Origin of the sequence: Caulobacter hibisci, assembly GCF_016135805.1 — a bacterium.
GTDB classification, from domain to species: domain Bacteria; phylum Pseudomonadota; class Alphaproteobacteria; order Caulobacterales; family Caulobacteraceae; genus Caulobacter; species Caulobacter hibisci.
On sequence record NZ_JADWOX010000009.1, the window covers coordinates 68,546 to 93,922 of the forward strand.

The following is a 25,377-nucleotide window of genomic DNA, read 5'->3' on the forward strand; positions in this document are numbered from 1 at the left end:
GCCCCACGCCAACCAGCTGGCCCGCCTTAGAAATTCCGCGTCGAGATATCCGGCACGGCCAGGATCCCCGCCTCGCCGCTTTCGTCGCCCCAGGCCAGGCGCGTGCCGCCGGCGTCGACCGCCAGGCTGCTGATCGGGGCGCCGCGTTCGGCCTTCAGGGTCTCGATGCGGCCCGAGCGCAGGTGGGCGGCCCAGATGCGGCCGTTGTCCTGGCCGGCGATGGCCACCGGCAGGGCGTCGACGCCCGCCACCTGCACCACCAGCGAATCGCGGGAGAAGCCGATCTCGGCGGCTTCCTTGCCCATCGGGCCGCTGGCGCCGGCGAACGGCCAGACGACCGCGCCGTTGGCGCCGGCGGTGACCAGCAGGTTGCCCTTGTCGAGGAAGGCCAGGCTCTTGATCTTGGCCGGATAGCCGCCCATCCGCATGTCCTTGCCGTCGCTCAGGCGCCAGCCGTGTAGCTGGTTCTCCTGCATCGACGAGACCAGGAACTTGCCGTCGGGGCTGTAGGCCAGGGCCACGTGGCTGCCCGCCCACTTCATCACCGTCGGCTTCTGGTCGGCGATGCGGCTCCACCACAGCGACACGCCGCCGTAGCCGGCCGCGGCCAGGCGCTTGCCCTTCGGATCGAAGGCCACGCCCGAGACGGTCTTTTCATGGACGTAGGTGCGGCGGAATTCGGCGTCGGCCGTGTCCAGCACATGGACCTCCTTGCCGGCCGTGAAGGCGATCAGGCCCGAGGCGGCGCTGGCGGCCACGTGCTCGATCCACTTGCCCTTCACCTCGGCCAGCAGGGTGGCCACGACCTCGTCGCCCTCGACCCGGCTCCAGACCACGCGGCCATCGTCGCCGCCGGTCACCAGGCCCCGGCCCGAGGGGTGGACGCAGGCGGCCAGCACCGCGCCGCCCATCGCCCCGCCATGGGCCTCGACGGTGACGAAGCCGCCGTCGGCCTCGAATCGGACGGTGCCGTCGCCGAGAGCGAATCCGGCGCGGCCGGCCCGATCGAACAGGGCGGCGGTGACGTAGGCGTCGAAGGAATAGATCATCCGCGCGCCATAGCGCGGCCTGGATGCCAAGGCTAGTCGCCCGTAGCGCGAGGCTTAAGCCTTGAAACCGCTATCTGAACGGCGTTAGGCCAAAAAGAGTCACAAAAGGGGTTGCCATTGCAGCGCCTCCTCGGGCTTTACTTCCCCGCCCGTCTGCGCCAGACGTGGCCTCTAACAATTTCTGGATCGCCTGGGGGCGATCCCTGGGAGACAGTCAGGCTATGGCGGCTAAACTTGCTGGCGGCGGCGGCGGTCGCTACTCGCTGAACCAGAATTCAGAAATCAACGTCACGCCCTTCGTCGACATTCTGCTCGTTCTGCTCATCATCTTCATGGTCGCCGTGCCGATGGCCGTGACCTCGATCAAGATCGACCTGCCGCCGGCTTCGCCGCCCCCTCCGGGCCAGAAGCCGAAGGATCCGGTCTTCATCTCGATCCAGAAGTCGGGCGCGCTGTTCATCGCGGACAAGCAGACCAGCCTCGACAACCTGCAGTTCGACCTGGACGCCAAGTTCGCCTCGCAAGGCGAAGCCGGCCCGAAGGACGATCAGCGCGTCATGATCCGCGCCGACGCCGACGTGCTGTACGCCGACTTCATGGGCGTGCTGAACCAGCTGCAGACCGCTGGCTGGTACAAGGTCGGCCTGATCAACGAAGACATCCACTAAGGATCTTCGGCGACAGCCAAACAGACCAAGGGCCGGCCGCGAAAGCGACCGGCCCTTTTTCTTGCCCGCTTCCCTGGTCAGTCTTCCGGAGCCCCTTCCCGATGCCCGACGCCAAGACCTGGATCGCCTTCGCCCTGGTGTGCCTCGGCATGGCCCTGACCCCGGGGCCGAACATGCTCTATCTGGTCAGCCGCTCGATCTGCCAGGGCCGCTGGGCCGGGATCGTGTCGCTGGCCGGCACGGCGGCGGGCTTCGTCGTCTATCTAGTCTGCGCGGCCCTGGGCATCACCGCCCTCTTGATGGCCGCCCCGATCGCCTACGACGTCCTGCGGTTCGGCGGGGCGCTGTATCTGGGCTGGCTGGCCTGGCAGGCGATCAAGCCGGGCGGCGCCTCGCCGTTCCAGGTGCGCGAACTGCCCAAGGACCCGCCGCTGAAACTGATGGCCATGGGCTTCCTGACCAACCTGCTAAACCCCAAGGCGGCAATGCTCTATCTGTCGCTGCTGCCGCAGTTCATCGATCCGAAGCATGGGGCGGTGCTGAGCCAGTCTCTGCTGCTGGGCGGCACCCAGATCGCCATCAGCCTCAGCGTCAACGCCATGATCTGCCTGGCGGCCGGCTCGATCGCCACCTTCCTGGCCACCCGCCCGAGCTTTGCCCTGGTGCAGCGCTGGCTGATGGCGACCGTGCTGGGCGGCCTGGCGGTGCGCATGGCGACAGAGGCGCGGCGCTAGGACTGCTGAAACCGGCTCAGCAGGCCGTGGACGAGCCGGCGGCTAATCACCCCTCCTGATCGGCGCTATCACGCCCTCCTCAGTCCAGGAGAGCCCATGAGCGACGTCATCGTGGTCATCGGGGCCGGCCAGATCGGCCAGGCCATCGCCCGCCGGGTCGGCGTCGGCAAGCGCGTGCTGCTGGCCGACATGAAACGCGAGAACGCGCAGGCCGCCGCCGAGGTGCTGGCCGACGCCGGCTACGAGACCCACGTCGCCACCGTCGACGTCGCCTCGCGCGACGCCGTGCAAGCCCTGGTAGCGACCGCCACGGGCCTGGGCGAGGTCACGGGCCTGATCCACGCCGCCGGCGTTTCGCCCAGCCAGGCGAGCCCGGAAACCATCCTCAAGGTCGATCTCTACGGGACGGCCCTGGTCCTCGACCTGTTCGGCGAGGTGATCGCCAGGGACGGCTCGGGCGTCGTCATCGCCTCGCAGTCGGGCCACCGCCTTCCACCGCTGCCTGAAGAGCAGAGCCACGCCCTAGCGACCACACCGACCGAAGACCTGCTGGCCCTGCCCTTCCTGGCGCCCGACCAGGTCACCGACCCGCTGAAGGCCTACCAGCTGTCCAAGCGCGGCAATTCCCTGCGGGTCGCGGCGCAGGCCGTGCGCTGGGGCCGACGCGGGGCGCGGATCAACGCCATCAGTCCCGGCATCGTCATGACGCCCCTGGCCCGCGACGAGCTGTCGGGACCGCGCGGCGCGGGCTATCGCAAGATGATCGAGGGATCGGCGGCGGGCCGCGCGGGCACGCCCGACGAGGTCGGGGCGGTCGGCGCCCTGCTGATGGGCCCCGACGGCGGCTTCATCACCGGCAGCGACATCCTGATGGACGGCGGGGTGACGGCGGCGTGGCTGTATGGGGATCTGGCGAAGGGGTGAGGGTTACCCCCGCGCCTTCACGGGCGCGGCGCCGTCGACATAGGCCTCGTTGAGATAGACCTCGGCCTCTTGCGGCGACAGGGCCGGCGCGTAGCCGAAGCCCTGGCCGTAGTCGCAACCCAGGCCCTGTAGGGCGGCCGCCATCTCGGCGTTCTCGACGCCTTCGGCGACCACTTCCAGGTCGAGATCCTGGCCCAGCTTGACCACCGAACGGACGATCTTGGCCGAGCCGGCGTTGCCGCCCATGGTCCGCACGAAATAGCGGTCGATCTTCAGCGTGTCGAACGGCAGGCGCGTCAGGTAGGACAGCGACGAGAAGCCGGTGCCGAAGTCGTCCAGCGCCAGGCCGGCGCCGGCCTCGCGCAGGCTGCGCAGGATCACCGCGGCCCGCTCGGGGTCGCGCATGATGTCGCTTTCGGTGACTTCCAGCTTCAGGGCGCCGCGCGGCAGGCCGTTGTCGCGCAGCACCTGGGCCACGTCGTGCACCAGGCCCGGGCGATCGATCTCGCCGGTCGACAGGTTGACGCTGACGGTCAGGGCGCCGACGGCCGGGTGGGTGTTGCGCCAGGCGGCCAGCTGCTTGCCAGCGGCGCGCATCATGTGCTCGCCCAGCTCGGCCATCAGGCCCATCTCTTCGATCAGCGGCAGGAATTCGTCGGGCGGCAGCAGGCCGCGGCGCGGGTGGATCCAGCGCGCCAGGGCCTCGAAGCCCGACAGGGCGCCGGTCGACAGCCGCACGACCGGCTGGAAATAGGGAACGATCTCGCCGCGGCCGATGGCGCCGCGCAGGTCGGCCTCGAGCGCCAGGCGCGACAGGCCGTCGGTCTCCATCGAGCGGCCGTAGGCGGCGGCCGAACCCCGTCCGTTGGCGGCGGCGGCCTCGACGGCCAGCTCGGCGCGACGGACCAGCTCGGCGGCCTCCGGCGCGTCGTCGCCGCCCTCGGCCGAGACGGCGCCGATGGTCAGGGTCGGATGGATGTCGAAACCGGCGATGCGCAGGGGCTGTTCGAGGGCCGAGCGCAGCAGTTCGGCCGGCTCGTAGCCGTGCGGCTCGCACAGCACGGCGAACTCGTCCTCGCCGATGCGGCCCAGGATCGAGCCCTCGGGGAAGGCGGCGGCCAGGCGCGAGCCCAGGGCGGCCAGAACGAGGTCGGCGCGTTCGTGGCCCAGGGCCTCGTTCAGGCGGCGCAGGCGATCGAGGTCAGCCACGACCAGCTCGTGCACCCCGACCTGGGTCAGGCGCTCGCGGGCGCGGGCGATGAAGCTGCGGCGGTCGAGGAGCCCCGTGAGGTCATCCTTGCCCGAGGCGGCGAATTTCACTTCCGGGGCGATGACCCCGGCGGCCCGCAGGCCCTCTTCCAGCCAGACGCCGCGCCAGATGCAGGTCTCGCCGCCGCGCATGCGCATGCGCACGACGATCTCGGCGCCGGGCTCGCGGACGCGCAGCAGCTCGTCGGCCTGGGCGCGGTCCTGCGGCAGGGCCAGGGCGCGGAAGGCGGCAGAGGCGCATTCGGGGGCCAGGGGCGACAGGCCAAGAGCCCGCGACGCGCCATTGATGCGCAGCCGGTCGGCCTCGGGATCCCAATGCCACAGCGCGACCTCGGCGGCGCCCAACGCTTCCAGCGTGGTCGTCGCGTCCCAGATCCTGCGCTCGGCGACTTTGAAAGACATGCCCGTTCCCGCGCCGCCCGATCCCCCATGGACCGGCGTGCAGGCTCGGGCGCGCGCTCAAGACGGAGCGATCAACCCGAACAGACGATGATCTCGCCATTCGCCGTTAATTTTAAGATAAGCGCGCGCATATCCTTCCTCGGAAAACCCGCATCGGGCGAGCAGGGCGGCCGAACGCGCGTTGTGCGGCATGCAGGCCGCCTCGAGCCGATGGAGGGCCAGCGGGCCGAAGGCGAAGTCGACCACGGCCTTCACCGCCTCGCCCGTATAGCCCTGCCCCGCATGCGCCTCGCCGGCCCAGTAGCCGACCACCCCGGTCTGGGCGACGCCGCGGCGGATGTTGAACAGCCGCACGCCGCCCAGGATGGCGTCGTCGGATTTGCGGAACACGAAGAACGGAAAGGCTTCTCCTGCCTCGAGTTCACGCGCGTAGGCGGCCAGGCGCTGGCGGAAGGCGGCCCGGGTCAGGTCCTCCGCCGGCCAGGTCGGCTCCCACGGCTGAAGGAAGGGACGCGAGGTCTCGCGCAGCTCGGCCCACGGCTTGTGGTCGGCCAGGCGCGGCAGGCGCAGATAGACCCGCTCGGCGTCGATGCGCGGGCCGTGGTCGAGGCGAAGAAGGCGGAGAATGGCGGACAAGCGGGGGTCTCGAGCGGTATCTCCGCACCATTGCGGCTTATTGTCCGCCGAACAACGCCCGCCGGAAGATTTCGCCCGCGCCCAGCGCGCTCTTGGCGCCGAGCACGGCGGTGGCCGCCTTGGCCGGGTCGAGCATGCGGCGGCCCAGGCGGGCGATGTCGGCGGCGCTGACCGACTCGACCCCGGCCGCCAGCTCGGCGGGCGAGAACAGCCGGCCGAAGGTCAGGGCCTGGCCGGCGGCCTGCTCGGCGCGGGCCAGGGGCTGCTCGCGGGCCATGAACATGTGCGCCTTCAGCTGGGCCTTGCAGCGGGCCAGCTCGGCCTCGTCGATCCGCTCGACCAGGGCCAGCAGCTGCTCGGCGCAGACCTGGGCGGTCTGGGCCGCGTCCTTGGCCGCGCAGCCGGCGTAAATGCCCAGCGCCCCGATGTCGGCATAGGTGTCGGCATAGGCGTCGATGTTGTAGGCCAGACCGCGCTTCTCCCGGGCTTCCTGGAACAGGCGCGAGGACATGCCCCCGCCCAGGGCCTCGGCGAACACCCGCAGGGCGAAATAGTCGTCGTCGCGCGAGCCGGCGGCGGGCAGCATCAGCACCAGATGCGCCTGCTCCAGCTTGCGGGTCTCGGCGAAGGATCCGCCGACGAACGGCGCCGGCTCAGGCACGGGCGCGCCGGGCGTGGCCGGCAGGTCGCCGAAGGCCTTCTGCGCCAGGTCCAGCAGCTCGGCTTCCTCGACCGCGCCGGTGGCGCTGACGATCAGCCGGTCGGCGGCGTAGAGGCTGGCGCGCCAGTCGGACAGGGCTTCGGGGGTCGCGGCCTCGACGCTGTCGACCGTGCCCAGGATCGGCCGGCCGACCGGATGGTCGCCCCAGGCGCCCTTTTGCAGCAGGTCGAAGACATAGTCGTCGGGCGCGTCGGCGGCCTCGGCGATCTCCTGAGCGACGACCTGCTTCTCGCGGGCGAGATCCCCGGCGTCCAGGGTCGGACGGCGCACCAGGTCGGCCACCACCTCGACGCCCAGCGGCAGGCCGCCCTTCAGAGCGCGGATCTGGAAGCTGGTGCGCTCATAGCCGGTGGCGGCGTTGATCTGGCCGCCCTGGGCCTCGACCACCTCGACGATGTCGCGCGCGCTGCGCCCGCCCGCGCCCTTGAACACCATGTGCTCGAGCAGGTGCGACCAGCCCGAGCGCGCCGGATCCTCATAGGCCGCGCCGCGCCCGGCGACGACGGTCAGGGCCAGGGTCTCGAGCCCCGGCATCGGATCACAGACGACGCGGACGCCATTGGGCAGGGTGTGGAGGGTGGGGATGGTCATTTCCCTCCGTGTAGCCGCGTAAGCGCCCGAAAGCGACCCTCCCCCTGTGGGGGAGGCGGCCGAAGGCCGGAGGGGGGACGGTTTCAGCTTCCGCCATGAGAAGCCGTTTCTCGCCCACTCCCCCCACCGATCGCTACGCGATCGCCTCCCCCACAGGGGGAGGTTCTCGCCAATTTACTTCCCCGCGAACGCCCGCACGTGGGCCTTCACCGCCGCCGCATCCGCCGGCAGGCGGTCGAAGCGTTCGGGTTTGGCCGACAGGTCCGGCGCGCCGCGCGGCACGCCCTGGACGACGGCGGCGGCGGCCAGCACGGCTTCGGGGAACTTGGCCGGGTGGGCGGTCGACAGCACCACGACCGGGGTCGTGGGGTCTTCCAGGCGCAGGCCATGGGCGGCGGCCAGGCCCACGGCGGTGTGCGGATCGACCACTTCGCCGGTCTCGTTCAGGGTCGAGAGCATGGTCTTGGCGGTGTCGGCCTCGCTGACCGAGGCGCCGGCGAACAGCTCGCGCATCATGGCGTGGGCGCTGGGCGGGATGTCGAGCACGCCGGTGGTGTTGAAGCCCCGGAAGGCCCGGCCGGTCTCGACGCCGTCGCGGCGCACGGCCTCGAAATAGAGCCGCTCGAAGTTGGACGCGACCTGGATGTCCATTGCCGGGCTCTGGGTGGCGGCCACGGCCCCGCGGGCGTAGCGGCCGGTCTCGAAGGCGCGGGCCAGGATGTCGTTGCTGTTGGTGGCCGCGACGATCTTGGCGATCGGCAGGCCCATCTGCTTGGCGACGAAGGCGGCGTAGGCGTCGCCGAAATTGCCCGTCGGCACGACGAAGGCCACCTCGCGGGCCGGCGCGCCCAGGCTGACGGCGGCGGTGAAGTAATAGACGCTCTGGGCCGCGATCCGCGCCCAGTTGATCGAGTTGACGCCCGACAGGTCGACCGCGTGGCGGAACTGGTCGTCCTGGAAGGCCTGCTTGACGATGGCCTGGCAGTCGTCGAACGAGCCCTGCACCGACACGCACGACACGTTGGCGTCTTCCGCCGTGGTCATGAACCGGCGCTGGACCTCGCTGATCCGGCCTTCGGGGAAGAGGGCGACGATGCGGGCGTTGCTGCGACCGCGGAAGGCCTCGACGGCCGCGCCGCCGGTGTCGCCCGAGGTGGCGCAGATGATGGTCATGGTCCGCGACTGGCGCGACAGCACATAGTCGTACAGCCGCCCCAGCAGCTGCATCGCCACGTCCTTGAAGGCCAGGGTCGGGCCGTGGAACAGCTCCAGCAGATAGCGGTTGGCGGCCAGCTGCTTCAGCGGCGTCACGGCCGCGTGGGTGAAGCTGGCATAGGCCTCGTCGCACAGGGTCTGCAGGTCGTCGGCCGGGATGTCGTCGCCGACGAACTTGCCCAGCACCGCGGCCGCGACCTGGGCATAGGACTTGCCGGCGAAGGCGGCGATCTCTTCGGGCGTGAACGTCGGCCACGCCTCGGGCACGTAGAGGCCGCCGTCGGGGGCCAGGCCGGCCAGCACCGCGTCCAGGAAGCCGATCGTGGGGGACTCGCCCCGGGTCGAGACGTAACGCATCAGGGCCTCATCCTCCGCCAGAGCATGGCGGCATAGATAAAGAGCAGGGTGACGGCAAGACCAAACCACGTAAGCGCGTATTCCAGGTGCCGGTTGGAAATTTCTGCCGGCAAGGGCGCGGGCGTGACGCCGGCGACGGCGGGCGTGGCGGTCTCGACCATCAGGATGTAGGGCGCGGGCTTGTCGGCGGCGAGGGCCGTCAGGGCCTTGTCGCGATCGCCGCCCAGGGTCTTGGGCACCATCAGCACGCCGACCACCCGGGCCGGGGCGGCGAAGGCGCGCGGCGGCGGCGCCATCTGGCCCTTCAGGGCGTCGACCACGCCAAGGTCCAGCAGGACGACGCCGTGCGCCTGGCCGGCCAGCCGGCAGGGCGTCACCGCCCGCCAGACGATGTCGCCGTCGCGAACCCCATAGACCAGCGGCAGCGGCGCGGCCGTCTCCGGCGCGCAGTCGGCGGCGACCCGCATGAAGCCCACGTCCTCGCCCTTGTCGGCGCGGGTCAGGGCGTCGGCCAGCGGGATGGCGGACGCGGTCTTAAGCGTCTCGATGCGCGCCAGCAGGTCTTCTTTCCAGTGCAGGCGCTTCACCTGCCAGGACCCCAGGCCGCAGAGGATGGCGAAGGCGATCAGGGTGGCGATCGTCAGGCCGATCGGGAAGCCGGGCTTCCTGGGAGCGACCTCAGACATCGCGGCGCCCGGCTTCCGAAGCCCGGTTGGCGATCTGGGCGGCGACCATCAGGCCCTTGGCCGGGCGCATCAGCCCCAGGCACGCGATCAGGGTCAGCGGCAACCAGACCACCAGCAGCAGCCAAACCGGCCAGTGCCAGGCGAACATCGAGAACAGCGCACCGAAGGCGCACAGGAACCCCGCGATCAAGATGACGAAGGTCGCCGCCCCGTCGCCGGTCTCGTGCTTGCCCAGGTCGTAGCCGCAGGCCTCGCAGCGCAGGGCGATCTTGAGGAAACCCTCGAACAGGAAGCCCTCGCCGCAGACGGGGCATCGCCCGGCGGCGCCGGCGGCGTAGGGGTTGGTCTTGGGCATGCGGCAGTCCTTATCGACCGCTCCCCTCCACGCGTCATCCCCCGACTTGTTCGGGGGACCCAAGCCGAAGCGGCCGGATCCGCTTGGGTCGCCCGGACAAGCCGGGCGATGACTTCCTAGAGGGGGCGAAGAACGAAAAAGGCCCGGAGCGCTGGCGGCGCTCCGGGCCTTTCGGAACTCCGTGACCTCAGTGCGTCGAGGCGCCGAAGATCACGTAGATGAAGGCGAACAGGAACAGCCAGACCACGTCGACGAAGTGCCAGTACCAGGCGGCGGCTTCGAAGCCGAAGTGCTGCTTGGGCGTGAAGGCGCCGTTCATCAGGCGGATCAGGCAGACGATCAGGAACAGCGTGCCCACGAAGACGTGGAAGCCGTGGAAGCCGGTGGCCAGGAAGAAGGTCGAGCCGTAGAGGCCCGAATTGGCGGCAGCTTCGTTGTAGAACAGCTGCTCGTGGTTGATGTGGGCGTACTCATAGACCTGGATGGTCGTGAACAGCGCGCCGAGCAGGATGGTCAGGATCAGGCCCCACTGGGCGCCCTTGCGGTCGCCTTGCTGCAGGGCATGGTGCGACCAGGTGATGGTCGTGCCCGAGAGCAGCAGCGTCAGGGTGTTGACCAGCGGCAGGTGCCAGGGCGACACGGTCTCGACGCCGGCCGGCGGCCAGCTGGCCCAGGCCGTGCGCACCTCTTCGATGCCCGACAGGGTGCGGTGGCCGTGGAACAGGGCCATCTCGAAGAAGATCCAGAACCACGCCACGAAGAACATCACTTCCGAGGCGATGAACAGCACCATGCCGTAGCGCAGGCCGATCGAGACGACGGGGGTGTGGTCGCCGGCGTTGGCTTCCTTGATGACGTCGCGCCACCAGCCGAACATCGTGTAGAGCACGCCGGCCAGGCCGGTCGCGAACAGCCACCACTGGCCCTTCTCGATGCCGAACACCCCGCCCTTGATCCAGGCGATCAGGCCGATGGCCATGACCGTGGCGGCGGCCGAGCCGACGAACGGCCAGGGGCTGGGCGGCAGGATGTGGTAGTCGTGTTTGACGGCGCCATGGGCCATATGTTGCCAACCCTCTTTGATCTTATTGAAGGCGCGTCGCTTGGGTCCCCCCCGGCCCGCGCCTCTCTTGTGGAAAGCTATAGTCTGTCGGACGCTGTTCCGCCAAGGGGTTGAACGATGCGTGCGACGTCTGCCCCGCCCTCCTGGCCATCGACGGCCGGGAAGAAGGTGTAGGACAGGGTGATCTCGGACTTGCCCTTGGTCTCCGGGTCCTCGGCGTAGCGGGGATCGACGAAGTAGACGACCGGAAACTCGACCGTCTGGCCGGGCTGGATCGTCTGGTTCGAGAAGCAGAAGCACTCGATCTTCTGGAAGTACGGGCCGGCCTGCTCGGGCACGACGTTGTAGATCGCCCGGCCGGTCTGGGGCTTGTCGCTGGTGTTGGTGACCTTGAAGAAGGCCAGGCCCGAAGCGCCCAGCTTGATGTCCTGGCTGACCTGCTCGGTGGTGAAGGTCCAGGGCAGGTTGCGGATATTGGCGTCGAAGCGGACCTGGACGGTGCGGTCCAGCACCTTGGTCGGAGCCGCCTGCGCCCGGCGCACCGTGCCGTCGAAGCCGGTCGCCTGGCAGAACAGCTTGTACAGCGGCACCGCCGCATAGGCCGCGCCGACCATGCCGACGAAGGCGGCGGCGCAGATCAGCGCCACGCGCTTGTTGCGGCGGGCTTGAACGGTGTCGCCGGCCTTTACCGGCGGCTTGTCAGAACCGGTGTCCGACATTGGCGCCGAGCCGGACCAGGGTGACCACGAAGACCAGCACGACGAAGGCGGCCAGGCCGACGGCCAGGGCGATGTTGCGGCCGTTGCGGGCGCGCAGGGCGTCGGCCTTGTCCGGCTGGACGGAGACGGTCTTCTTCGGGTCGGTCACGAAATGAGCTCCAGGGCCTTCACGCCGATCATCGCCTCGGCCAGCAGGGCGGCGAACAGGGCGAACAGATAGAGGATCGAGAAGGCGAACAGGTTGCGGGCGTCCTTGGCCCCGCCGACCGGCGGCGGGCGCTTGCCCTCCACGGCCGGCTCGGCGGCGGGGGCGGCGACCTCGTAGAGCGCGCGATCGGCCGCACGCGGGTCGGCCGCGTCGCCGGCGTCGCTGCGGAAGACGCGCCAGGCCAGGATCAGGAACACCAGGCCGCCCAGGCCCGAGACGGCCAGGTACAGCGGCCCGCCCAGGCCGGTGAAGGCCGGGGCCAGGCAGACGGGAATGAATACCAGGCTGTAGATCAGGATCTGCTGGCGGGTCGCCTTGGCGCCCTTGACCACCGGCAGCATCGGCACGCCGGCCTTGGCGTAGTCGGTGCTGATGTAGAGCGACAGGGCCCAGAAGTGCGGCGGGGTCCACAGGAAGATGATCAGCACCATCAGCCAGGCGTTCAGCGGGGCCGAGCCGGTCGCGGCCGCCCAGCCGATGGCGGGCGGCAAGGCCCCGGCCAGACCGCCGATGACGATGTTCTGGGCCGTCCAGCGCTTGAGCCACATGGTGTAGACGACGGCGTAGAAGACGATGGTGAAGGCCAGCAGGCCCGCGGCCAGCCAGTTGATGGCCATGCCCAGCATCATCACCGACAGCAGGGACAGCACCACGCCCAGGGTCGCGGCTTCCGAGCCCTCGACCAGGCCGGCCGGCACCGGGCGGCCGCGGGTGCGGCGCATCTTGGCGTCGATGTCGGCGTCGTACCACATGTTCAGGGCGCCCGAGGCGCCCGCCCCGACGGCGATGCACAGCACGGCCACGGCGCCCAGCAGCGGGTGGATGGGCGTGCGGGCGGCGACCAGGCCGGTCAGGCCCGTGAACACCACCAGCGACATCACGCGCGGCTTCATCAGCTGGAAATAGTCCTGCCAGCGCGCGGCGCGGACCGGGTCGGTCGCGGGAACGTCGGACGAGAGGACGGCGGGCTTGGCCATGGGGTACGGTATCTTGGAAAACTAGGTCTGGATGGGCGAAGGGCGCGGGCCCGGCTGTCGCCGGATCCGCGCCCCCCGCGCTTATATCGCTATCTTACCAGAGATCAGTGATGCCAGTGATCAATGATGATCGTCGGCCTTGATGACCGGCGGCTCGCTGAACTGGTGGAACGGCGGCGGCGAGGACAGGGTCCATTCCAGCGTGGTGGCGCCTTCGCCCCACGGGTTGGCCTCGGCCTTGCGGCGACGGATGGCGGCTTCCAGCAGCACGACCAGGAAGACGCCGACGCCGACGACGGTGATCATGTAGCCGACCGACGAGACGTAGTTCCACTTCGCGAAGGCGTCCGGATAGTCGACATAGCGGCGGGGCATGCCGTCCAGGCCCAGGAAGTGCTGCGGGAAGAACACCAGGTTCACGCCCACGAACATGATCCAGAAGTGGGCCGCGCCGAGGAACTCGTTGTACTTCACCCCCCACATCTTCTCGAACCAGTAGTAGAAGCCCGCGAAGATGGCGAAGACGGCGCCCAGCGACAGCACGTAGTGGAAGTGCGCCACCACGTAGTAGGTGTCGTGCAGGCTGTAGTCGATGCCGGCGTTCGACAGCACGACGCCGGTGACGCCGCCGACCGTGAACAGGAAGATGAAGCCGATCGCCCACAGCATGGGCGTCTTGAAGCTGATCGAACCGCCCCACATCGTGGCGATCCACGAGAAGATCTTCACGCCGGTCGGAACGGCGATGATCATCGTCGCGGCCACGAAATAGGCGCGCAGGTTGATGCTCATGCCGACCGTGTACATGTGGTGGGCCCACACGATGAAGCCGACGAAGCCGATGGCGACCATGGCGTAGGCCATGGCGAGATAACCGAAGACCGGCTTCTTGGAGAAGGTCGAGACGATGTGGCTGACGATGCCGAACCCGGGCAGGATCAGGATGTACACTTCCGGGTGACCGAAGAACCAGAACAGGTGCTGGAACATCACCGGGTCGCCGCCGGCGCCGGGGTCGAAGAAGTGGGTGCCGAAGTTGCGGTCGGTCAGCAGCATGGTGATGGCGCCGGCCAGGACGGGCAGCGACAGCAGCAGCAGGAACGCGGTGATCAGCACCGACCAGGCGAACAGCGGCATGCGGTGCAGGGTCATGCCCGGCGCGCGCATGTTGAAGATCGTGGTGATGAAGTTGATCGCGCCGAGGATCGACGAGGCGCCGGCCAGGTGGAGCGACAGGATCGCCAGGTCCATGGCCGGACCGGTGTGGCCGGTGGTCGAGAGCGGCGGATAGATCGTCCAGCCGCCGCCGAAGCCGTGGCCCGGGCCGCCGTCGACGAACATCGAGGTGCAGAGCAGCACCCAGGCGGCGACCAGCAGCCAGAACGAGATGTTGTTCATCCGCGGGAAGGCCATGTCCGGCGCGCCGATCATGATCGGCACGAACCAGTTGCCGAAGCCGCCGATCATGGCGGGCATGACCATGAAGAAGATCATGATCAGGGCGTGGGCGGTGACCACGGCGTTGTAGCCGTGCTTGCCCTTGAAGACGCCCCACTGGGCCAGCAGGCCGTTGTCGGTGAAGATCTGGATGCCCGGGTGCATCAGCTCCCAGCGGATCAGACCCGACAGGGCGCCGCCCACGATCCCGGCCATGATGGCGAACAGGATGTAGAGGGTGCCAATGTCCTTGTGGTTGGTCGAGAAGAACCAGCGAGCGAAGAAGGGCGGCTTTTCGTCGGCCCCGTGGTCGTCGTGATGATCGATGTCAGCGGCGTGAGCCATCGGACTGATATCCTGCAATCGGGGTCTTAGGCCGCCGGCGCGGCGGCGGGCGCCGCGGCCGGAGCGGAAGCGGGAGCAGCGGCCGGAGCAGCAGCGGGGGCGGCGGCGGGCGTGGCCGCCGGGGTCGCCGCGGGCGCGGCTTCAGCGGTCGCAGGAGCGGCGGGCGCCGCGGCCGGAGCCTTGGCCTTCACCCAGGCGTCGAACTCGGCCTGGCTGACGACCTTGATCTCGATCGGCATGAAGGCGTGGTCGATGCCGCAGAGCTCCGAGCACTGGCCGTAATAGGTGCCCACCTTCTCGGCCTTGAACCAGGTTTCGTTCAGGCGGCCGGGGATGGCGTCGGTCTTGAGGCCGAAGGCCGGCAGGGCGAAGGCGTGGATCACGTCGGCGCCGGTGACCTGCACGCGGACCACCTGGTTGACCGGCACGACCATCGCCTCGGTGGCGGCCAGGCGATACAGGCTGTGGGGCAGGCCCTCGGCCTTCAGCTGGGCCTCGGTCTTCACGTTGGAGATGATCTCGGGGATCTTCTGGTCGGGGTACTCGTAGCCCCAGTACCACTGATAGCCCGTGGCCTTCACGGTCATGTAGGGCTTGGGCATGTCGTTGTACTTGAACAACAGCCGGAACGAGAAGATGGCGATGATCATCAGGATCAGCACCGGCACGACCGTCCAGATGATCTCGATGGTGGTGTTGTGGCTGAACTTGGCCGGGACCGGGTTGGCCTTGGCGTTGTAGCGCACCGCGATCCAGACCAGCAGGCCCAGCACCAGCAGCGTGATCAGCGTGATGATCGGCAGCAGAATGATATCGTGAAACCAGATCGCGTCGTGCTTGAGCACGGAAGCCGCGGGCTGGAGAGCGATCCCGCCCGGCGTCGGCTGACCCAATAGGTCATCGGCGAAGGCTTGCCCCGTGAACGCCATCATGGCGGCGGCGGCGCCTAGGCCTGCCCACGTCCGCCGCATCCCCTGGAAGTGCTTCATTTCCCTCTCGGCCCGTTTCGGCGGCGTTCTAACGAGAGACACCTCCGCCTCACGCCGCGCCGACTTGCACAATACGACCGGATACCCGGGTTCAGGCAATCGACTTTGAACGAAGTCGGAGCTCTCCCCACGGCGCCGGCCGGTCGCAGGCGTGCATACGCGCATCAATCCCTGTTGCCAAGCACCCGAAACCATATGGGGAGCAGGGTTTCTGCGTCAGTTGCGAAGCACTCTCAATAACTTCGCCAAATCCGTCCACACGACCGACAGGCGAATCACGTCGATCCTCGAACATTGATAACTTGTAATAACAGCTACCTTGCATCACACACTACCTGGCCGTACAAGGGTCCTACCAACAGGAACCGAGAGCCGTGCCTGAAGCCATCGAAACACAATTGAAGAAAGGCGTGCTGGCGCTGTGCGTGCTGGCCCTGCTGTCGAAGGCCGACAGCTACGCCTACGAGATCGCCAGCCAGCTGGCCCACGACATCGACATGGGAGAGGGGACCATCTACCCGTTGATGCGACGCCTGCAGTCCGACGGCCTGGTCGAGACCTATCTGGTCGAGTCGACCAGCGGCCCGCCGCGCAAATACTACCGCCTGACCACCGCAGGCCGCGACAGCTTCGCCGCCCAGAAGGCCGAATGGGCCGCCTTCACCAAGGCCGTGGACGACATCCTGGGAGCCGCCGCATGACCCGCGCCGAATTCATCACCCGCCTGAAGCGGGGCTTGGCCGGCCTGCCGGCCACCACGATCGCCGACGCGGTCGCCGACTACGACGCCCACTTCGACGACGCGGCCGCCGCCGGTCGCGGCGAAGCCGAGACGGCCGCCGCCCTGGGCGATCCCGACCGCCTGGCCCGCGAGCTGCGCGCCGAAGCCGGCCTCAAGCGCTGGGAAGAAACCAAGAACCCGTCGGCCGCCGCCGGCGCCGTGTTCGCGGTTCTGGGCCTGGGCGCGATCGACATCCTGATCCTGCTGCCCATCCTGATGGGCGTGATCGGGGCGATCTTCGGCTTCTTCATGGCCGGGATCGGCATCTTCATCGCCGGGGGCTTCGTGTTCTCGGCCGGACCGTTCCTGAACCCGCCGGGCGGAGCCGCCTTCGCCATCCTGGGCGGCATCGGCCTGATGGCCGCGGCCACCGCCCTGACCGCCGTCACCGGCCTGGTCACGGTCGGCCTGGTCAACGGACTGGTCTGGTACGGCCGTCTCCACTACCGGCTGCTGAAGCCGGCCATCGAACCGCAAGCCTGAGGTCGCGCCATGATCCGCAACCTGACCATCATCGCCGTCGCCAGCTTCGTCCTGGCCGTCGCCTGTCTCGGAACCGCCTTCGCCATCGGCGGGCGGGAGATCGTCAAGCGCGGCGGCTGGACCATCCCGGCCAACATCCACTTCAACATCGAGGACGACGACGGCAACGTCACCGTCCGCCGCAACGGTGCGGTGACCATCGAGGACCACGGTCCCAACACCACCCGCCAGATCGCCTGGACCGGCGCCGAGGCCCTGCGCATCGATCTGCCGGCCCGGGTGATCTACACCCAGGGCGACAAGGCCGGCGTCACCGTCGAAGGTCCGCAAGGACTCGTCCGCCGCGTGGTGCTGACGGGCGACCGTCTGCACCTGGACGGCGACGGCGAGGGCCGCGGCTTCCGGTTCGACGCCGACGGCCTGCGGGCGTTCTCCGACGCCGACGACCTGGTGATCCGCGTCTCGGCCCCGTCGGTGAAGACCTTCGTGCTCAACGGCTCGGGCCAGCTGGACATCCAGTCCTACGACCAGCCGAGCCTGTCCCTGGCCCTGAACGGCAGCGGCGAAGCCTACGCCACCGGCAAGGTCAAGGCCCTGGACCTGCAGATCGCCGGCTCCGGCGAGGCCGAACTGAGCGCCCTGAACGTCACCGACGCCAAGGTCGAGATCGCCGGCAGCGGCGAGGCCAAGCTCGGCCCGACGGGCGAGGCCGACGTCCAGATCGCCGGCAGCGGCGACGTCACCCTGACCGAGCGCCCGGCCCGCCTGTCCAAGTCGATCGCCGGATCGGGCGAGGTCAACGAGGACTGGTAGCCCGCCAAAGGGGCGGGGACCAAAAAGGCGGAGGGAGATGACGCGGGGCCTGCAAGCGCCTAACTTGTACGGATGACCGCTCCTCTCTCCGCCCCTTCCCTGCTGGACGCCGCCGGCGTCGACCCGCAACGCGCCCGCGCCATCCTGGGCGAGGCCCTGGCCGGCGCCGACGACGGCGAGCTGTTCCTCGAGCGGTCCGAGAGCGAGGCCTTCGTCTTCGACGACGGCCGGCTGAAGACCGCCTCCTACGACAGCGGCGAGGGCTTTGGCCTGCGGGTGGTGGCCGGCGAAACGGCCGGATACGCCCACGCCTCGGAGATCTCCGAGGCCGCCATCGGCCGGGCGGGATCGTCGGCCAGCCTCGCCAAGCGCGGCTATGCCGGCGTTTCGGCCGAAGGCCCCCGCGCCACCAATGAAAAGCTCTATGGCGAGGACGACCCGGTCTCCTCCCCCGCCTTCTCCGAGAAGGTCTCCCTGCTCCAGGAAATCGACGCCTTCGCCCGCCAGCGCGACCCGCGCGTCGCCCAGGTGATGGCCAGCCTGACCGGCGAGCGCCGGGTGGTCGAGATCCTGCGCGCCGACGGCAAGCTGATCCGCGACGTGCGTCCCCTGGTGCGCCTGAACGTCCAGGTCACGGTCGAGAAGGATGGCAAGCGCGAGGCCGGCTCGTCCGGCGCCGGCGGCCGCGCCGGCTTCGCCGCCTGGATCAGCCCCGACAAGTGGCAGGACCAGGTCGACGAGGCCCTACGCCAGGCGCTGGTCAATCTCGAGGCCGTCGCCTGCCCGGCTGGCGAGATGGACGTGGTGCTCGGCCCGGGCTGGAACGGCGTGCTGCTGCACGAGGCCGTCGGCCACGGGCTGGAAGGCGACTTCAACCGCAAGGGCATCAGCGCCTTCTCGGGCCGCATCGGCGAGCGGGTGGCCGCCAAGGGCGTCACCGTCTTCGACGACGGCTCGATCCCCGGCCGCCGCGGCTCGCTGACCATCGACGACGAGGGCACGCCGACCGAGCGCACCATCCTGATCGAGGACGGCATCCTCGTGGGCTACATGCACGACCGCATGTCGGCCCGGCTGATGGGCCTGGCCGCCACCGGCAACGGCCGCCGCCAGTCCTACGCCCACATGCCGATGCCGCGGATGACCAACACCGGCATGCTGGCCGGCAACGACGACCCGGCCGAGATGATCGCCTCGATGAAGCGCGGCCTCTACTGCGCCAATTTCGGCGGCGGCCAGGTCGACATCACCAACGGCAAGTTCGTCTTCCAGTGCACCGAGGCCTATCTGGTCGAGGACGGCAAGATCACCGCCCCGGTCAAGGGCGCCACCCTGATCGGCGACGGCCCCAGCGCCCTGACCCGCGTGACCATGATCGGCAACGACTTCGCCTTCGACCCCGGCATCGGCGTCTGCGGCAAGGCCGGCCAGGGCGTGCCGGTGGGCGTGGGCCAGCCGTCGCTGAAGATCACCGGCCTGACGGTGGGCGGGACGAATATCTGATCCAGACCCTCCCCCTGAAGGGGGAGGTGTCGCCGGAGGCGACGGAGGGGGAAGTGACCCCTCCGCCGACAAGACCTTCCCCCTCCGACCGCTTCGCGGCCACCTCCCCCTTCAGGGAGAGGGTTCAAGCGCCCAACCCTGTCGGCGATTTAATCCACCTTGCGGGCTTGTAACTTCACCCGCGCCTCGTCTGCGGCCCAATCTGTGGCGCGAGACAACGAGGCCGCCGACCGCGATTACGGGTCCCCAATCCATGCGGATTCAGAAGCGGCCACTTCGAAGGACCCCGGCGCCCAACCGGGGTCCTTTTTTCTTTCGGACGAGACGCCTCAGCCCTTGCGGGCTTCGCGGCCGGCCCGCACGGCGGCGGCCAGGCCGTCCAGCATCCGCACCGAGGTCTCCCAGTCGACGCAGGCGTCGGTGACCGACTGGCCGTAGGTCAGGGGCTGGCCCGGGACGATGTCCTGGCGGCCGGCGACGAGATTGCTCTCGATCATCACGCCCATGATCGGCGAGGCCCCGGTCGCCACCTGGGCGGCGATGTCGGCGACGACGGCCGGCTGGTTCTCGTGGTTCTTGCCGCTGTTGGCGTGGCTGGCGTCGACCATGATCTTCGGCGGCAGGCCGGCCTTGACCAGGGCCTGGGCCACGGCCTCGACGCTGGCGGCGTCGTAGTTGGGGGCTTTGCCGCCGCGCAGCACCACGTGGCTGTCGGCGTTGCCGGTGGTGGTGGCGATGGCCGCGCGGCCTTCCTTGGTCACGGCCAGGAAATGGTGCGGCTGGGCGGCGGCGGTCACCGCGTCGATGGCCACCTTCACGTCGCCGTTGGTGCCGTTCTTGAAGCCGACCGGGCACGATAGGCCCGAGGCCATCTCGCGGTGGATCTGGCTTTCGGTGGTGCGGGCGCCGATCGCGCCCCAGGCCACCAGGTCGGCGATGTACTGCGGGGTGGTGACGTCCAGGAACTCGCAGGCGGCCGGCAGGCCCTGGGCCGACACGTCCAGCAGCACCCGCCGCGCCAAGCGCAGGCCCTCGTTGATCCGGAAGCCGCCGTCGAGGTCCGGATCGTTGATCAGGCCCTTCCAGCCCACCGTGGTGCGCGGCTTCTCGAAATAGACCCGCATGATCACTTCCAGCTCGCCGGCGTGACGCTCGCGCTCGACGGCCAGGCGGCGGGCGTATTCCAGCGCGGCCTTGGGGTCGTGGATCGAGCACGGACCGATGACCACCACCAGACGGTCGTCACGGCCGTGCAGCACCTCGTGAACCACCTGGCGGGAGGCTTCCACCACCTCGGCGGTGGCGGAGGTGGCCGGGGCCTCGCCGATCACCTGGGCGGGCGGGCTGAGGGTCTGCAGGCGGGAAATCCGCAGGTCGTCGGTGGGGATCGGAAGCGAGACGAGGTGGGCGGTCGAGGAAGGCATGGCGCGGGTCCTGAAGGATCGTGAGGAAGATCGGGGAGGTCCGGCGGCCATTAAAAAAGCCGCCCGGGGAACCCCTGGCGGCTGGTGAAAGGCGTTTTGGCGGCCTGATCTCAGGCCAAACGATCCCCTCCCGGCGCCAGAGGCGTCGGATAGCTAAAGTACCAAAACAGCTGTTGGCTGGCGGCGAGGATCATGGCGGTCACCCTAGAGCCAAGTTTTCCGGGAGTCCACAGGCCAAGGCTGTGAAGGACGCGCGGCCTATTGGTCCACGACCTTGATGATCCGCTCCGACGACGGCCGGCCGGCCGGACCCTTGCCGGAGGCGTAGGTGATGATCAGGGCGTCGTCCTTGATCGTCGCGCCGGGCTTGCGGCCCTCGGCCAGCAGCACCCGGCCGATGCGGGTCAGGAGGTTGCGGTCGCCGTTTCGGGCCATGCGCTCGAAGGCCTCGGCCGCGACATTGGCGCAGTCGGCCACCAGCACCGAGGTCTCGGGCCGCACGTCCTGCACGGTCTCGAAGGCCACCCTGTGGCGGGCGGCGCGGCTGGCGCGGTCGGCGGCCTGCAGCATGCGCTGGAACAGGGCGTTGGGGGTGATGAACGGCGGCGACTGGATGGTCGTGGCCTTGCCCATCAGGGCCGCGGCGGCGCCGGCCGGGCGGTCGGGCGTGAACAGGGTCATGCCGCCCAGCTTGGTGGCGCGCAGCACCGGCTCGCCCAGCTCGTTCTTGTAGATCACGTCGCCGCGCGGACCGGCGTGCGGCGACAGCACCCAGACCTCGGCGCTGTTCTCGAACTTCAGCAGCGGGATGGCCGCGCCCCGGTCGAGCACGAAGGCCCCGCCGCCTTCCGAGACGTAGCGGGCCACGGGCGGCGCCGGCGGCTTGCGGGCCTCGGCGGTAGCGCGGTCGCCGAACAGGGCGTCGCGCAGGCTGTGCTTGGATTGGGCGGCGGCGGGCGCGGCGGCGAAGAGCCCAGTTCCGACCAGGGCAAGCGCCAGCGCGGCCGCGCAGCCTACCGGCCCCTTCATTTCCACCGTCGGTCGTATCATGCCGGCGGTGATGATCCCCGACTGGGGCGATTCTTGGACGTGGAGGCGCCGCTTCCTGGCAAGCGCCGCCGTGCGACTTTTCTGCAACGCTTCCCTGGCGCGGGGCTTCTGCCGCCGCGTCCCCTCGAGATCTGGTCAGGGCCAGAGACCCCGACCAGAACCGTTAGGTCAAGCCACAAGCCCCGAAACGGGGACCGTGACGATCAGGCGAGGTACTGGCCGCCGTTCAGCGATAGGGTGGCGCCGGTCACGAAGCCCGCACGCTCGCCGGCCAGGAAGGCGACCATGTCGGCGATCTCCTCGCCCTTGCCCAGGCGGCCGACGGGGATGCCGCCGATGATGCTGGCCAGCACCGTCTCGGGCACGGCGGCGACCATCTCGGTGTCGATATAGCCCGGGCAGATCACGTTGACCGTGACGCCCTTCTTGGCGTTTTCGAGCGCCAGGGCCTTGGTGAAGCCGATCAGACCGGCCTTGGCGGCCGAGTAGTTGGTCTGGCCGACTTGGCCCTTCTGGCCGTTGATCGAGCTGATGTTGATGATCCGGCCCCAGCCGCGCTCGCGCATGCCCTCGATCACCGGGCGGGTCATGTTGAAGGCCGAGTCCATGTTGACCCGGATCACTTCCGACCACTGCTCGTAGGTCATCTTGTGCAGGAAGCCGTCGCGGGTGATGCCGGCGTTGTTGACCAGCACGTCGACCGGCCCGAGCTCGGCGGTGACCTTGGCCACAGCGGCCTGGCAATCGTCGAACGAGCCGACATTGCCCTTGACCACCATGACGCCCAGCGCCTTGGCGCAGGCCTCGGCGGCCTCTTCGTTGCCGGAATAGCCCGCCGCGACCTTGAAGCCGTCGGCGACGAGCCGCTCGCAGATCGCCCGACCGATGCCCCGGGTGCCGCCGGTGACGAACGCAACTCTAGCCATACAGAAGTCTCCTGCTGCCGTTACGTCATGGTTGCACGTGGTCGTGTCCGGAGCGCAAGCCCCGGACACGGTTTGTCATGAAGAGTTCTTCCGAACTCAGACGGCCTCGACGCAGAGCGCCACGCCCATGCCGCCGCCGACGCACAGGGTCGCCAGGCCCTTCTTGCCGCCCGAACGCTTCAGTTCGTGGACCAGGGTGGTGAGGATCCGCGCGCCCGAGGCGCCGATCGGGTGGCCGATGGCGATGGCCCCGCCGTTGACATTGACCTTGGCCGGGTCGAGGCCCAGCTCGCGCACCACCGAGATCGACTGGGCGGCGAAGGCCTCGTTGCTTTCGATCAGGTCGAGGTCGCCGACGGTCCAGCCGGCCTTTTCCAGGGCCTTCTTGGTGGCCGGGATCGGGCCCGTGCCCATGATCTCCGGATCGACGCCGGCATTGGCCCACGAGACGATCTTGGCCAAGGGCTTCAGGCCGCGCTTCTCGGCCTCCTCGGCGCTCATCAGCACCAGGGCGGCGGCGCCGTCATTGAGGCCCGAGGCGTTGGCGGCGGTCACCGAGCCGTCCTTGGCGAAGGCGGGCTTCAGGCCCGAGATGCTGTCCAGGGTCACGCCGTGGCGGATGTATTCGTCCTGATCGACGACGGTGTCGCCCTTGCGGCCCTTGATGGTCACCCCGACGATCTCGTCGGCGAACTTGCCGGCCTTCTGGGCGGCCTCGGCCTTGTTCTGGCTGCCGACGGCGAACTTGTCCTGGTCCTCGCGGGTGATCTGCCAGCGGTTGGCGATGTTCTCGGCGGTCTGGCCCATGTGGTAGCCGTGGAAGGCGTCCCACAGGCCGTCCTTGATCATGGTGTCGACGAAGCCCAGGTCGCCCATCTTCTGGCCGGTGCGCAGGGCCTGGGCGTGCGGGGCCTGGCTCATGCTCTCCTGGCCGCCGACGACGACGATCTTGGCGTCGCCCGACAGGATCTGCTGGGCGCCCAGGGCGACCGCGCGCAGGCCCGAGCCGCACAGCTGGTTCAGGCTCCAGGCCGGGCTCTCGACCGGGATGCCGGCCTTGACCGAGGCCTGGCGGGCCGGGCCCTGGCCGGCGCCGGCCTGCAGCACCTGGCCCAGGATCACTTCATCGACGTCGGCCGGGGTGATGCCGGCGCGTTCGACCGCGGCGGCGATGGCCGTCTTGCCCAGCTCGGAGGCCGGCAGGCTGGACAGCGCGCCGAGGAAGGAACCCACCGGCGTACGAGCGGCGGAGACGATGACGATGTCGGTCATTGGCTGTTGTTTTCCCGTGACTGGTCCGTGACGCCTTCGCAGTTGCGGCGCCCACACTTTTGCAGTGCAACAGCACCATGCCGAAACGAACGCCGTTCGTCACGAATACATTTTCTCGTCATGTTGTGACCTGAGCGCTCGCGCGGGGCTGGCGCCCTGCCTTTGCATTCGCGATAGTGCGATGCGAAAAGCGGGCGACACCGCTGTCCCAGGGAACGAAATGTCCGAGAACCCCGAAAAAGGCGAAACCGCCGCCGGTGCTGAAAAAGCTTCCACGGAAAAGGGCTCGGGCCAGCGCGTCGTCATCAAGAAATACGCCAATCGCCGGCTCTACAACACCGCGTCCAGCTCCTACGTCACCCTCGAACACCTGTCGGACATGGTGAAGGAAGGGATCGATTTCGTCGTCTACGACGCCAAGTCCAACGACGACATCACCCGCTCGGTCCTGACCCAGATCATCTTCGAGGAAGAAAACCGCGGCGGCGGCCAGAACCTGCTGCCAATTCAGTTTCTCCGCCAGCTGATCGGTTTCTACGGCAACTCGATGCAGGCCTTCCTGCCCAGCTACCTGGAGATGTCGCTGGAAAGCTTCTCCAAGCAGCAGGAGCGCATGCGCCAGCAGTTCACCGGCCAGGGCCTCGCCGCCCCGGGCCTGGGCAAGGCCGCGGCCCCTGGCATCGCTATCTACGAAGAGCAGATCCGCCAGAACATGGCCCTGTTCGACCGGGCCATGAAGATGTTCTCGCCCTTCGCCTACAGCCGGCCCGAAGACGGCGCCGCGGCCGAGACGCCCGCCGCCGCCCCGACGCCGCAGGCCGCGCCCAACGCCCCCAGCGAGGACAGCCTGGCCGACCTCAAGCGCCAGCTCGAGGCCATGCAGGAACAGATCGCCAAGCTGGCGACCAAGTCCTAGGTCCCGCCCAACCCTTAAACTCCGCTAAGCATAACGGCGCATTCGTTCTTAACGGACGCGCCGCTAGGGTCCGTAGTCATGAACGGTCCGATCGACCCCATCCGACGCGCGGCCAACGCGCGCCGGGCGCTGCCTGCGCCCAGGGACTCCGACCGCCGCGAGGCGGACGGGGAAGAAGACGTCGTGCACGTTCATGAGGAAGAGGAAGCGCCGGCCCCGCCGCCGCCGCCGCGGCGCGGGGCCTTCGCGGCCTTCGCCGCCCACCTGATGGGCCAGCCCGGTCAGAAGCGTGGTCTGCGCGGTGGGCAAGAAGTGCTCGACAACGCCCGTTCGACCTATCTCGGCACGGAATATTCCGGCCCGGCCGACCGCCGTCCCAAGGCGGGGCTGATCAAGAAGACCGAGATCTAGCGCCTCAGGGCGGCGACCTCCGCCTCCAGCGCCGTCACCCGCGCCTCCAGCTGGGCCATGCGCCGCGCGACCGGATCCACCGGCGCGGCGTGCGCCCCGATCCCTGCCCTTTGCGCCGCCTCTTCGCGTGAAACCCCAAGCATTTCGGCGAAAACCGCCACTTCGGCGGGGCTGAGCTCGCGCTGATCCTTGAACGCCAGGTCGAGGGCGTCGGCGCTCATGCCCGCCGCCACGGCCAGGGCCGCCCGATCGAGCCCGCGCTCGGCCAGCCTCGCGTCATACCACCCAGGGTCGAAAAACAGCGTCATCTCGAATTGTTAGCGCGCCCAGTCGAGTTGGCGCCAGTCTTGCTAGGTCGAACGCCGAGTCTTTTCGCAGAGCGCGCCGACCTATGCTGACCCTCCTGATCCGAGCCTTCGACGTGGCCGTTGTGACCCTGATCTTCAGCGCCCT

At 69.0% G+C, this 25,377-nt stretch carries 28 protein-coding genes; 9 read left to right on the forward strand and 19 right to left on the reverse strand.

The window, feature by feature from the left end:
- Positions 1-26 precede the first annotated feature (26 nt).
- Entirely contained in the window at positions 27-1,049 is a 1,023-nt protein-coding gene (locus I4Q42_RS14095) for a WD40 repeat domain-containing protein (protein WP_198576720.1), read from the reverse strand.
- A gap of 221 nt (positions 1,050-1,270) precedes the next feature.
- Here I4Q42_RS14095 and I4Q42_RS14100 point away from each other — a divergent pair, with 221 nt between their 5' ends.
- The 3 genes from I4Q42_RS14100 (at position 1,271) to I4Q42_RS14110 (ending at position 3,375) form a co-directional block, all read left to right on the forward strand.
- Positions 1,271-1,717, forward strand: a complete 447-nt coding sequence (locus I4Q42_RS14100) for a biopolymer transporter ExbD (protein ID WP_198576721.1) — start codon at positions 1,271-1,273, stop codon at positions 1,715-1,717.
- A gap of 101 nt (positions 1,718-1,818) precedes the next feature.
- The gene (locus tag I4Q42_RS14105) at positions 1,819-2,451 is read left to right on the forward strand and encodes a LysE family translocator (RefSeq protein WP_198576722.1); all 633 of its coding nucleotides are present in this window, start codon (positions 1,819-1,821) and stop codon (positions 2,449-2,451) included.
- Between the two features lie 96 nt (positions 2,452-2,547).
- The gene (locus I4Q42_RS14110; RefSeq protein ID WP_198576723.1) at positions 2,548-3,375 is read left to right on the forward strand and encodes an SDR family oxidoreductase; all 828 of its coding nucleotides are present in this window, start codon (positions 2,548-2,550) and stop codon (positions 3,373-3,375) included.
- A 3-nt stretch (positions 3,376-3,378) separates the two neighbouring features.
- Here I4Q42_RS14110 and I4Q42_RS14115 read toward each other — a convergent pair whose 3' ends face one another.
- The 12 genes from I4Q42_RS14115 to coxB all read right to left on the reverse strand — a co-directional run bounded on the left by I4Q42_RS14115 (position 3,379) and on the right by coxB (position 15,345).
- Positions 3,379-5,046 (reverse strand): putative bifunctional diguanylate cyclase/phosphodiesterase, encoded by a 1,668-nt coding sequence (locus I4Q42_RS14115; protein ID WP_198576724.1) that lies wholly within the window; start codon positions 5,044-5,046, stop codon positions 3,379-3,381.
- Positions 5,047-5,103: 57 nt separating this feature from the next.
- Positions 5,104-5,682: a GNAT family N-acetyltransferase gene (locus tag I4Q42_RS14120; protein WP_198576725.1), complete on the reverse strand. Its 579-nt coding sequence runs from the start codon at positions 5,680-5,682 to the stop codon at positions 5,104-5,106.
- Between the two features lie 37 nt (positions 5,683-5,719).
- Positions 5,720-6,994, reverse strand: coding sequence for a M16 family metallopeptidase (locus I4Q42_RS14125; RefSeq protein ID WP_198576726.1), 1,275 nt, complete (start codon positions 6,992-6,994; stop codon positions 5,720-5,722).
- 174 nt (positions 6,995-7,168) lie between these two features.
- Positions 7,169-8,566 carry a threonine synthase gene (thrC, locus tag I4Q42_RS14130; RefSeq protein ID WP_198576727.1) on the reverse strand — a complete coding sequence of 466 codons (1,398 nt, stop codon included), beginning with the start codon at positions 8,564-8,566 and terminating at the stop codon, positions 7,169-7,171.
- The gene (locus I4Q42_RS14135) at positions 8,566-9,252 is read right to left on the reverse strand and encodes an SURF1 family protein (RefSeq protein WP_198576728.1); all 687 of its coding nucleotides are present in this window, start codon (positions 9,250-9,252) and stop codon (positions 8,566-8,568) included. Before I4Q42_RS14135 ends, thrC begins: the two co-directional genes overlap by 1 nt.
- Positions 9,245-9,607 carry a DUF983 domain-containing protein gene (locus I4Q42_RS14140; RefSeq protein WP_198576729.1) on the reverse strand — a complete coding sequence of 121 codons (363 nt, stop codon included), beginning with the start codon at positions 9,605-9,607 and terminating at the stop codon, positions 9,245-9,247. Before I4Q42_RS14140 ends, I4Q42_RS14135 begins: the two co-directional genes overlap by 8 nt.
- Before the next feature lie 187 nt (positions 9,608-9,794).
- Positions 9,795-10,670, reverse strand: a complete 876-nt coding sequence (locus I4Q42_RS14145; protein WP_198576730.1) for a cytochrome c oxidase subunit 3 — start codon at positions 10,668-10,670, stop codon at positions 9,795-9,797.
- 77 nt (positions 10,671-10,747) lie between these two features.
- On the reverse strand, positions 10,748-11,389 hold the full coding sequence (locus I4Q42_RS14150; RefSeq protein WP_198576731.1) for a cytochrome c oxidase assembly protein: 642 nt from the start codon (positions 11,387-11,389) through the stop codon (positions 10,748-10,750).
- The gene (locus I4Q42_RS14155) at positions 11,370-11,486 is read right to left on the reverse strand and encodes a hypothetical protein (RefSeq protein WP_232793146.1); all 117 of its coding nucleotides are present in this window, start codon (positions 11,484-11,486) and stop codon (positions 11,370-11,372) included. The genes I4Q42_RS14150 and I4Q42_RS14155 overlap by 20 nt, the downstream gene beginning before the upstream one ends.
- A 47-nt stretch (positions 11,487-11,533) precedes the next feature.
- Positions 11,534-12,574, reverse strand: a complete 1,041-nt coding sequence (cyoE, locus tag I4Q42_RS14160; protein WP_198576733.1) for a heme o synthase — start codon at positions 12,572-12,574, stop codon at positions 11,534-11,536.
- Between the two features lie 120 nt (positions 12,575-12,694).
- Complete coding sequence (ctaD, locus tag I4Q42_RS14165) at positions 12,695-14,356, reverse strand: cytochrome c oxidase subunit I (protein WP_198576734.1); 1,662 nt, start codon at positions 14,354-14,356, stop codon at positions 12,695-12,697.
- A 26-nt stretch (positions 14,357-14,382) separates the two neighbouring features.
- Positions 14,383-15,345 carry a cytochrome c oxidase subunit II gene (gene coxB / locus I4Q42_RS14170; protein ID WP_198576735.1) on the reverse strand — a complete coding sequence of 321 codons (963 nt, stop codon included), beginning with the start codon at positions 15,343-15,345 and terminating at the stop codon, positions 14,383-14,385.
- Positions 15,346-15,719: 374 nt separating this feature from the next.
- Here coxB and I4Q42_RS14175 point away from each other — a divergent pair, with 374 nt between their 5' ends.
- The 4 genes from I4Q42_RS14175 to tldD all read left to right on the forward strand — a co-directional run bounded on the left by I4Q42_RS14175 (position 15,720) and on the right by tldD (position 18,925).
- Positions 15,720-16,046, forward strand: a complete 327-nt coding sequence (locus I4Q42_RS14175; protein ID WP_110121359.1) for a PadR family transcriptional regulator — start codon at positions 15,720-15,722, stop codon at positions 16,044-16,046.
- Complete coding sequence (locus I4Q42_RS14180) at positions 16,043-16,609, forward strand: DUF1700 domain-containing protein (protein WP_198576736.1); 567 nt, start codon at positions 16,043-16,045, stop codon at positions 16,607-16,609. The genes I4Q42_RS14175 and I4Q42_RS14180 overlap by 4 nt, the downstream gene beginning before the upstream one ends.
- A gap of 9 nt (positions 16,610-16,618) precedes the next feature.
- Positions 16,619-17,422, forward strand: coding sequence for a GIN domain-containing protein (locus I4Q42_RS14185; protein ID WP_198576737.1), 804 nt, complete (start codon positions 16,619-16,621; stop codon positions 17,420-17,422).
- A 72-nt stretch (positions 17,423-17,494) separates the two neighbouring features.
- Positions 17,495-18,925: a metalloprotease TldD gene (tldD, locus tag I4Q42_RS14190; RefSeq protein WP_198576738.1), complete on the forward strand. Its 1,431-nt coding sequence runs from the start codon at positions 17,495-17,497 to the stop codon at positions 18,923-18,925.
- A 329-nt stretch (positions 18,926-19,254) separates the two neighbouring features.
- Here tldD and I4Q42_RS14195 read toward each other — a convergent pair whose 3' ends face one another.
- The 5 genes from I4Q42_RS14195 to I4Q42_RS14215 all read right to left on the reverse strand — a co-directional run bounded on the left by I4Q42_RS14195 (position 19,255) and on the right by I4Q42_RS14215 (position 23,597).
- Positions 19,255-20,349: a 3-deoxy-7-phosphoheptulonate synthase gene (locus I4Q42_RS14195; protein ID WP_198576739.1), complete on the reverse strand. Its 1,095-nt coding sequence runs from the start codon at positions 20,347-20,349 to the stop codon at positions 19,255-19,257.
- Between the two features lie 110 nt (positions 20,350-20,459).
- Positions 20,460-20,543 carry a hypothetical protein gene (locus I4Q42_RS14200; RefSeq protein WP_101711352.1) on the reverse strand — a complete coding sequence of 28 codons (84 nt, stop codon included), beginning with the start codon at positions 20,541-20,543 and terminating at the stop codon, positions 20,460-20,462.
- A 64-nt stretch (positions 20,544-20,607) separates the two neighbouring features.
- Positions 20,608-21,378, reverse strand: coding sequence for a DUF4908 domain-containing protein (locus I4Q42_RS14205; RefSeq protein ID WP_198576740.1), 771 nt, complete (start codon positions 21,376-21,378; stop codon positions 20,608-20,610).
- 224 nt (positions 21,379-21,602) lie between these two features.
- Complete coding sequence (gene phbB, locus I4Q42_RS14210; RefSeq protein WP_198576741.1) at positions 21,603-22,325, reverse strand: beta-ketoacyl-ACP reductase; 723 nt, start codon at positions 22,323-22,325, stop codon at positions 21,603-21,605.
- Positions 22,326-22,421: 96 nt separating this feature from the next.
- The gene (locus tag I4Q42_RS14215; protein ID WP_198576742.1) at positions 22,422-23,597 is read right to left on the reverse strand and encodes an acetyl-CoA C-acetyltransferase; all 1,176 of its coding nucleotides are present in this window, start codon (positions 23,595-23,597) and stop codon (positions 22,422-22,424) included.
- Positions 23,598-23,817: 220 nt separating this feature from the next.
- Between I4Q42_RS14215 and phaR the strand changes: the two genes are divergently transcribed.
- Both phaR and I4Q42_RS14225 read left to right on the forward strand, forming a co-directional pair.
- Positions 23,818-24,513, forward strand: coding sequence for a polyhydroxyalkanoate synthesis repressor PhaR (gene phaR / locus I4Q42_RS14220; RefSeq protein ID WP_198576743.1), 696 nt, complete (start codon positions 23,818-23,820; stop codon positions 24,511-24,513).
- A gap of 78 nt (positions 24,514-24,591) precedes the next feature.
- Positions 24,592-24,924: a hypothetical protein gene (locus I4Q42_RS14225; protein ID WP_198576744.1), complete on the forward strand. Its 333-nt coding sequence runs from the start codon at positions 24,592-24,594 to the stop codon at positions 24,922-24,924.
- Here I4Q42_RS14225 and I4Q42_RS14230 read toward each other — a convergent pair.
- Entirely contained in the window at positions 24,921-25,232 is a 312-nt protein-coding gene (locus I4Q42_RS14230; RefSeq protein WP_198576745.1) for a DNA-binding protein, read from the reverse strand. The two genes, I4Q42_RS14225 and I4Q42_RS14230, sit on opposite strands and share 4 nt — an antisense overlap.
- Positions 25,233-25,377: the final 145 nt, after the last annotated feature.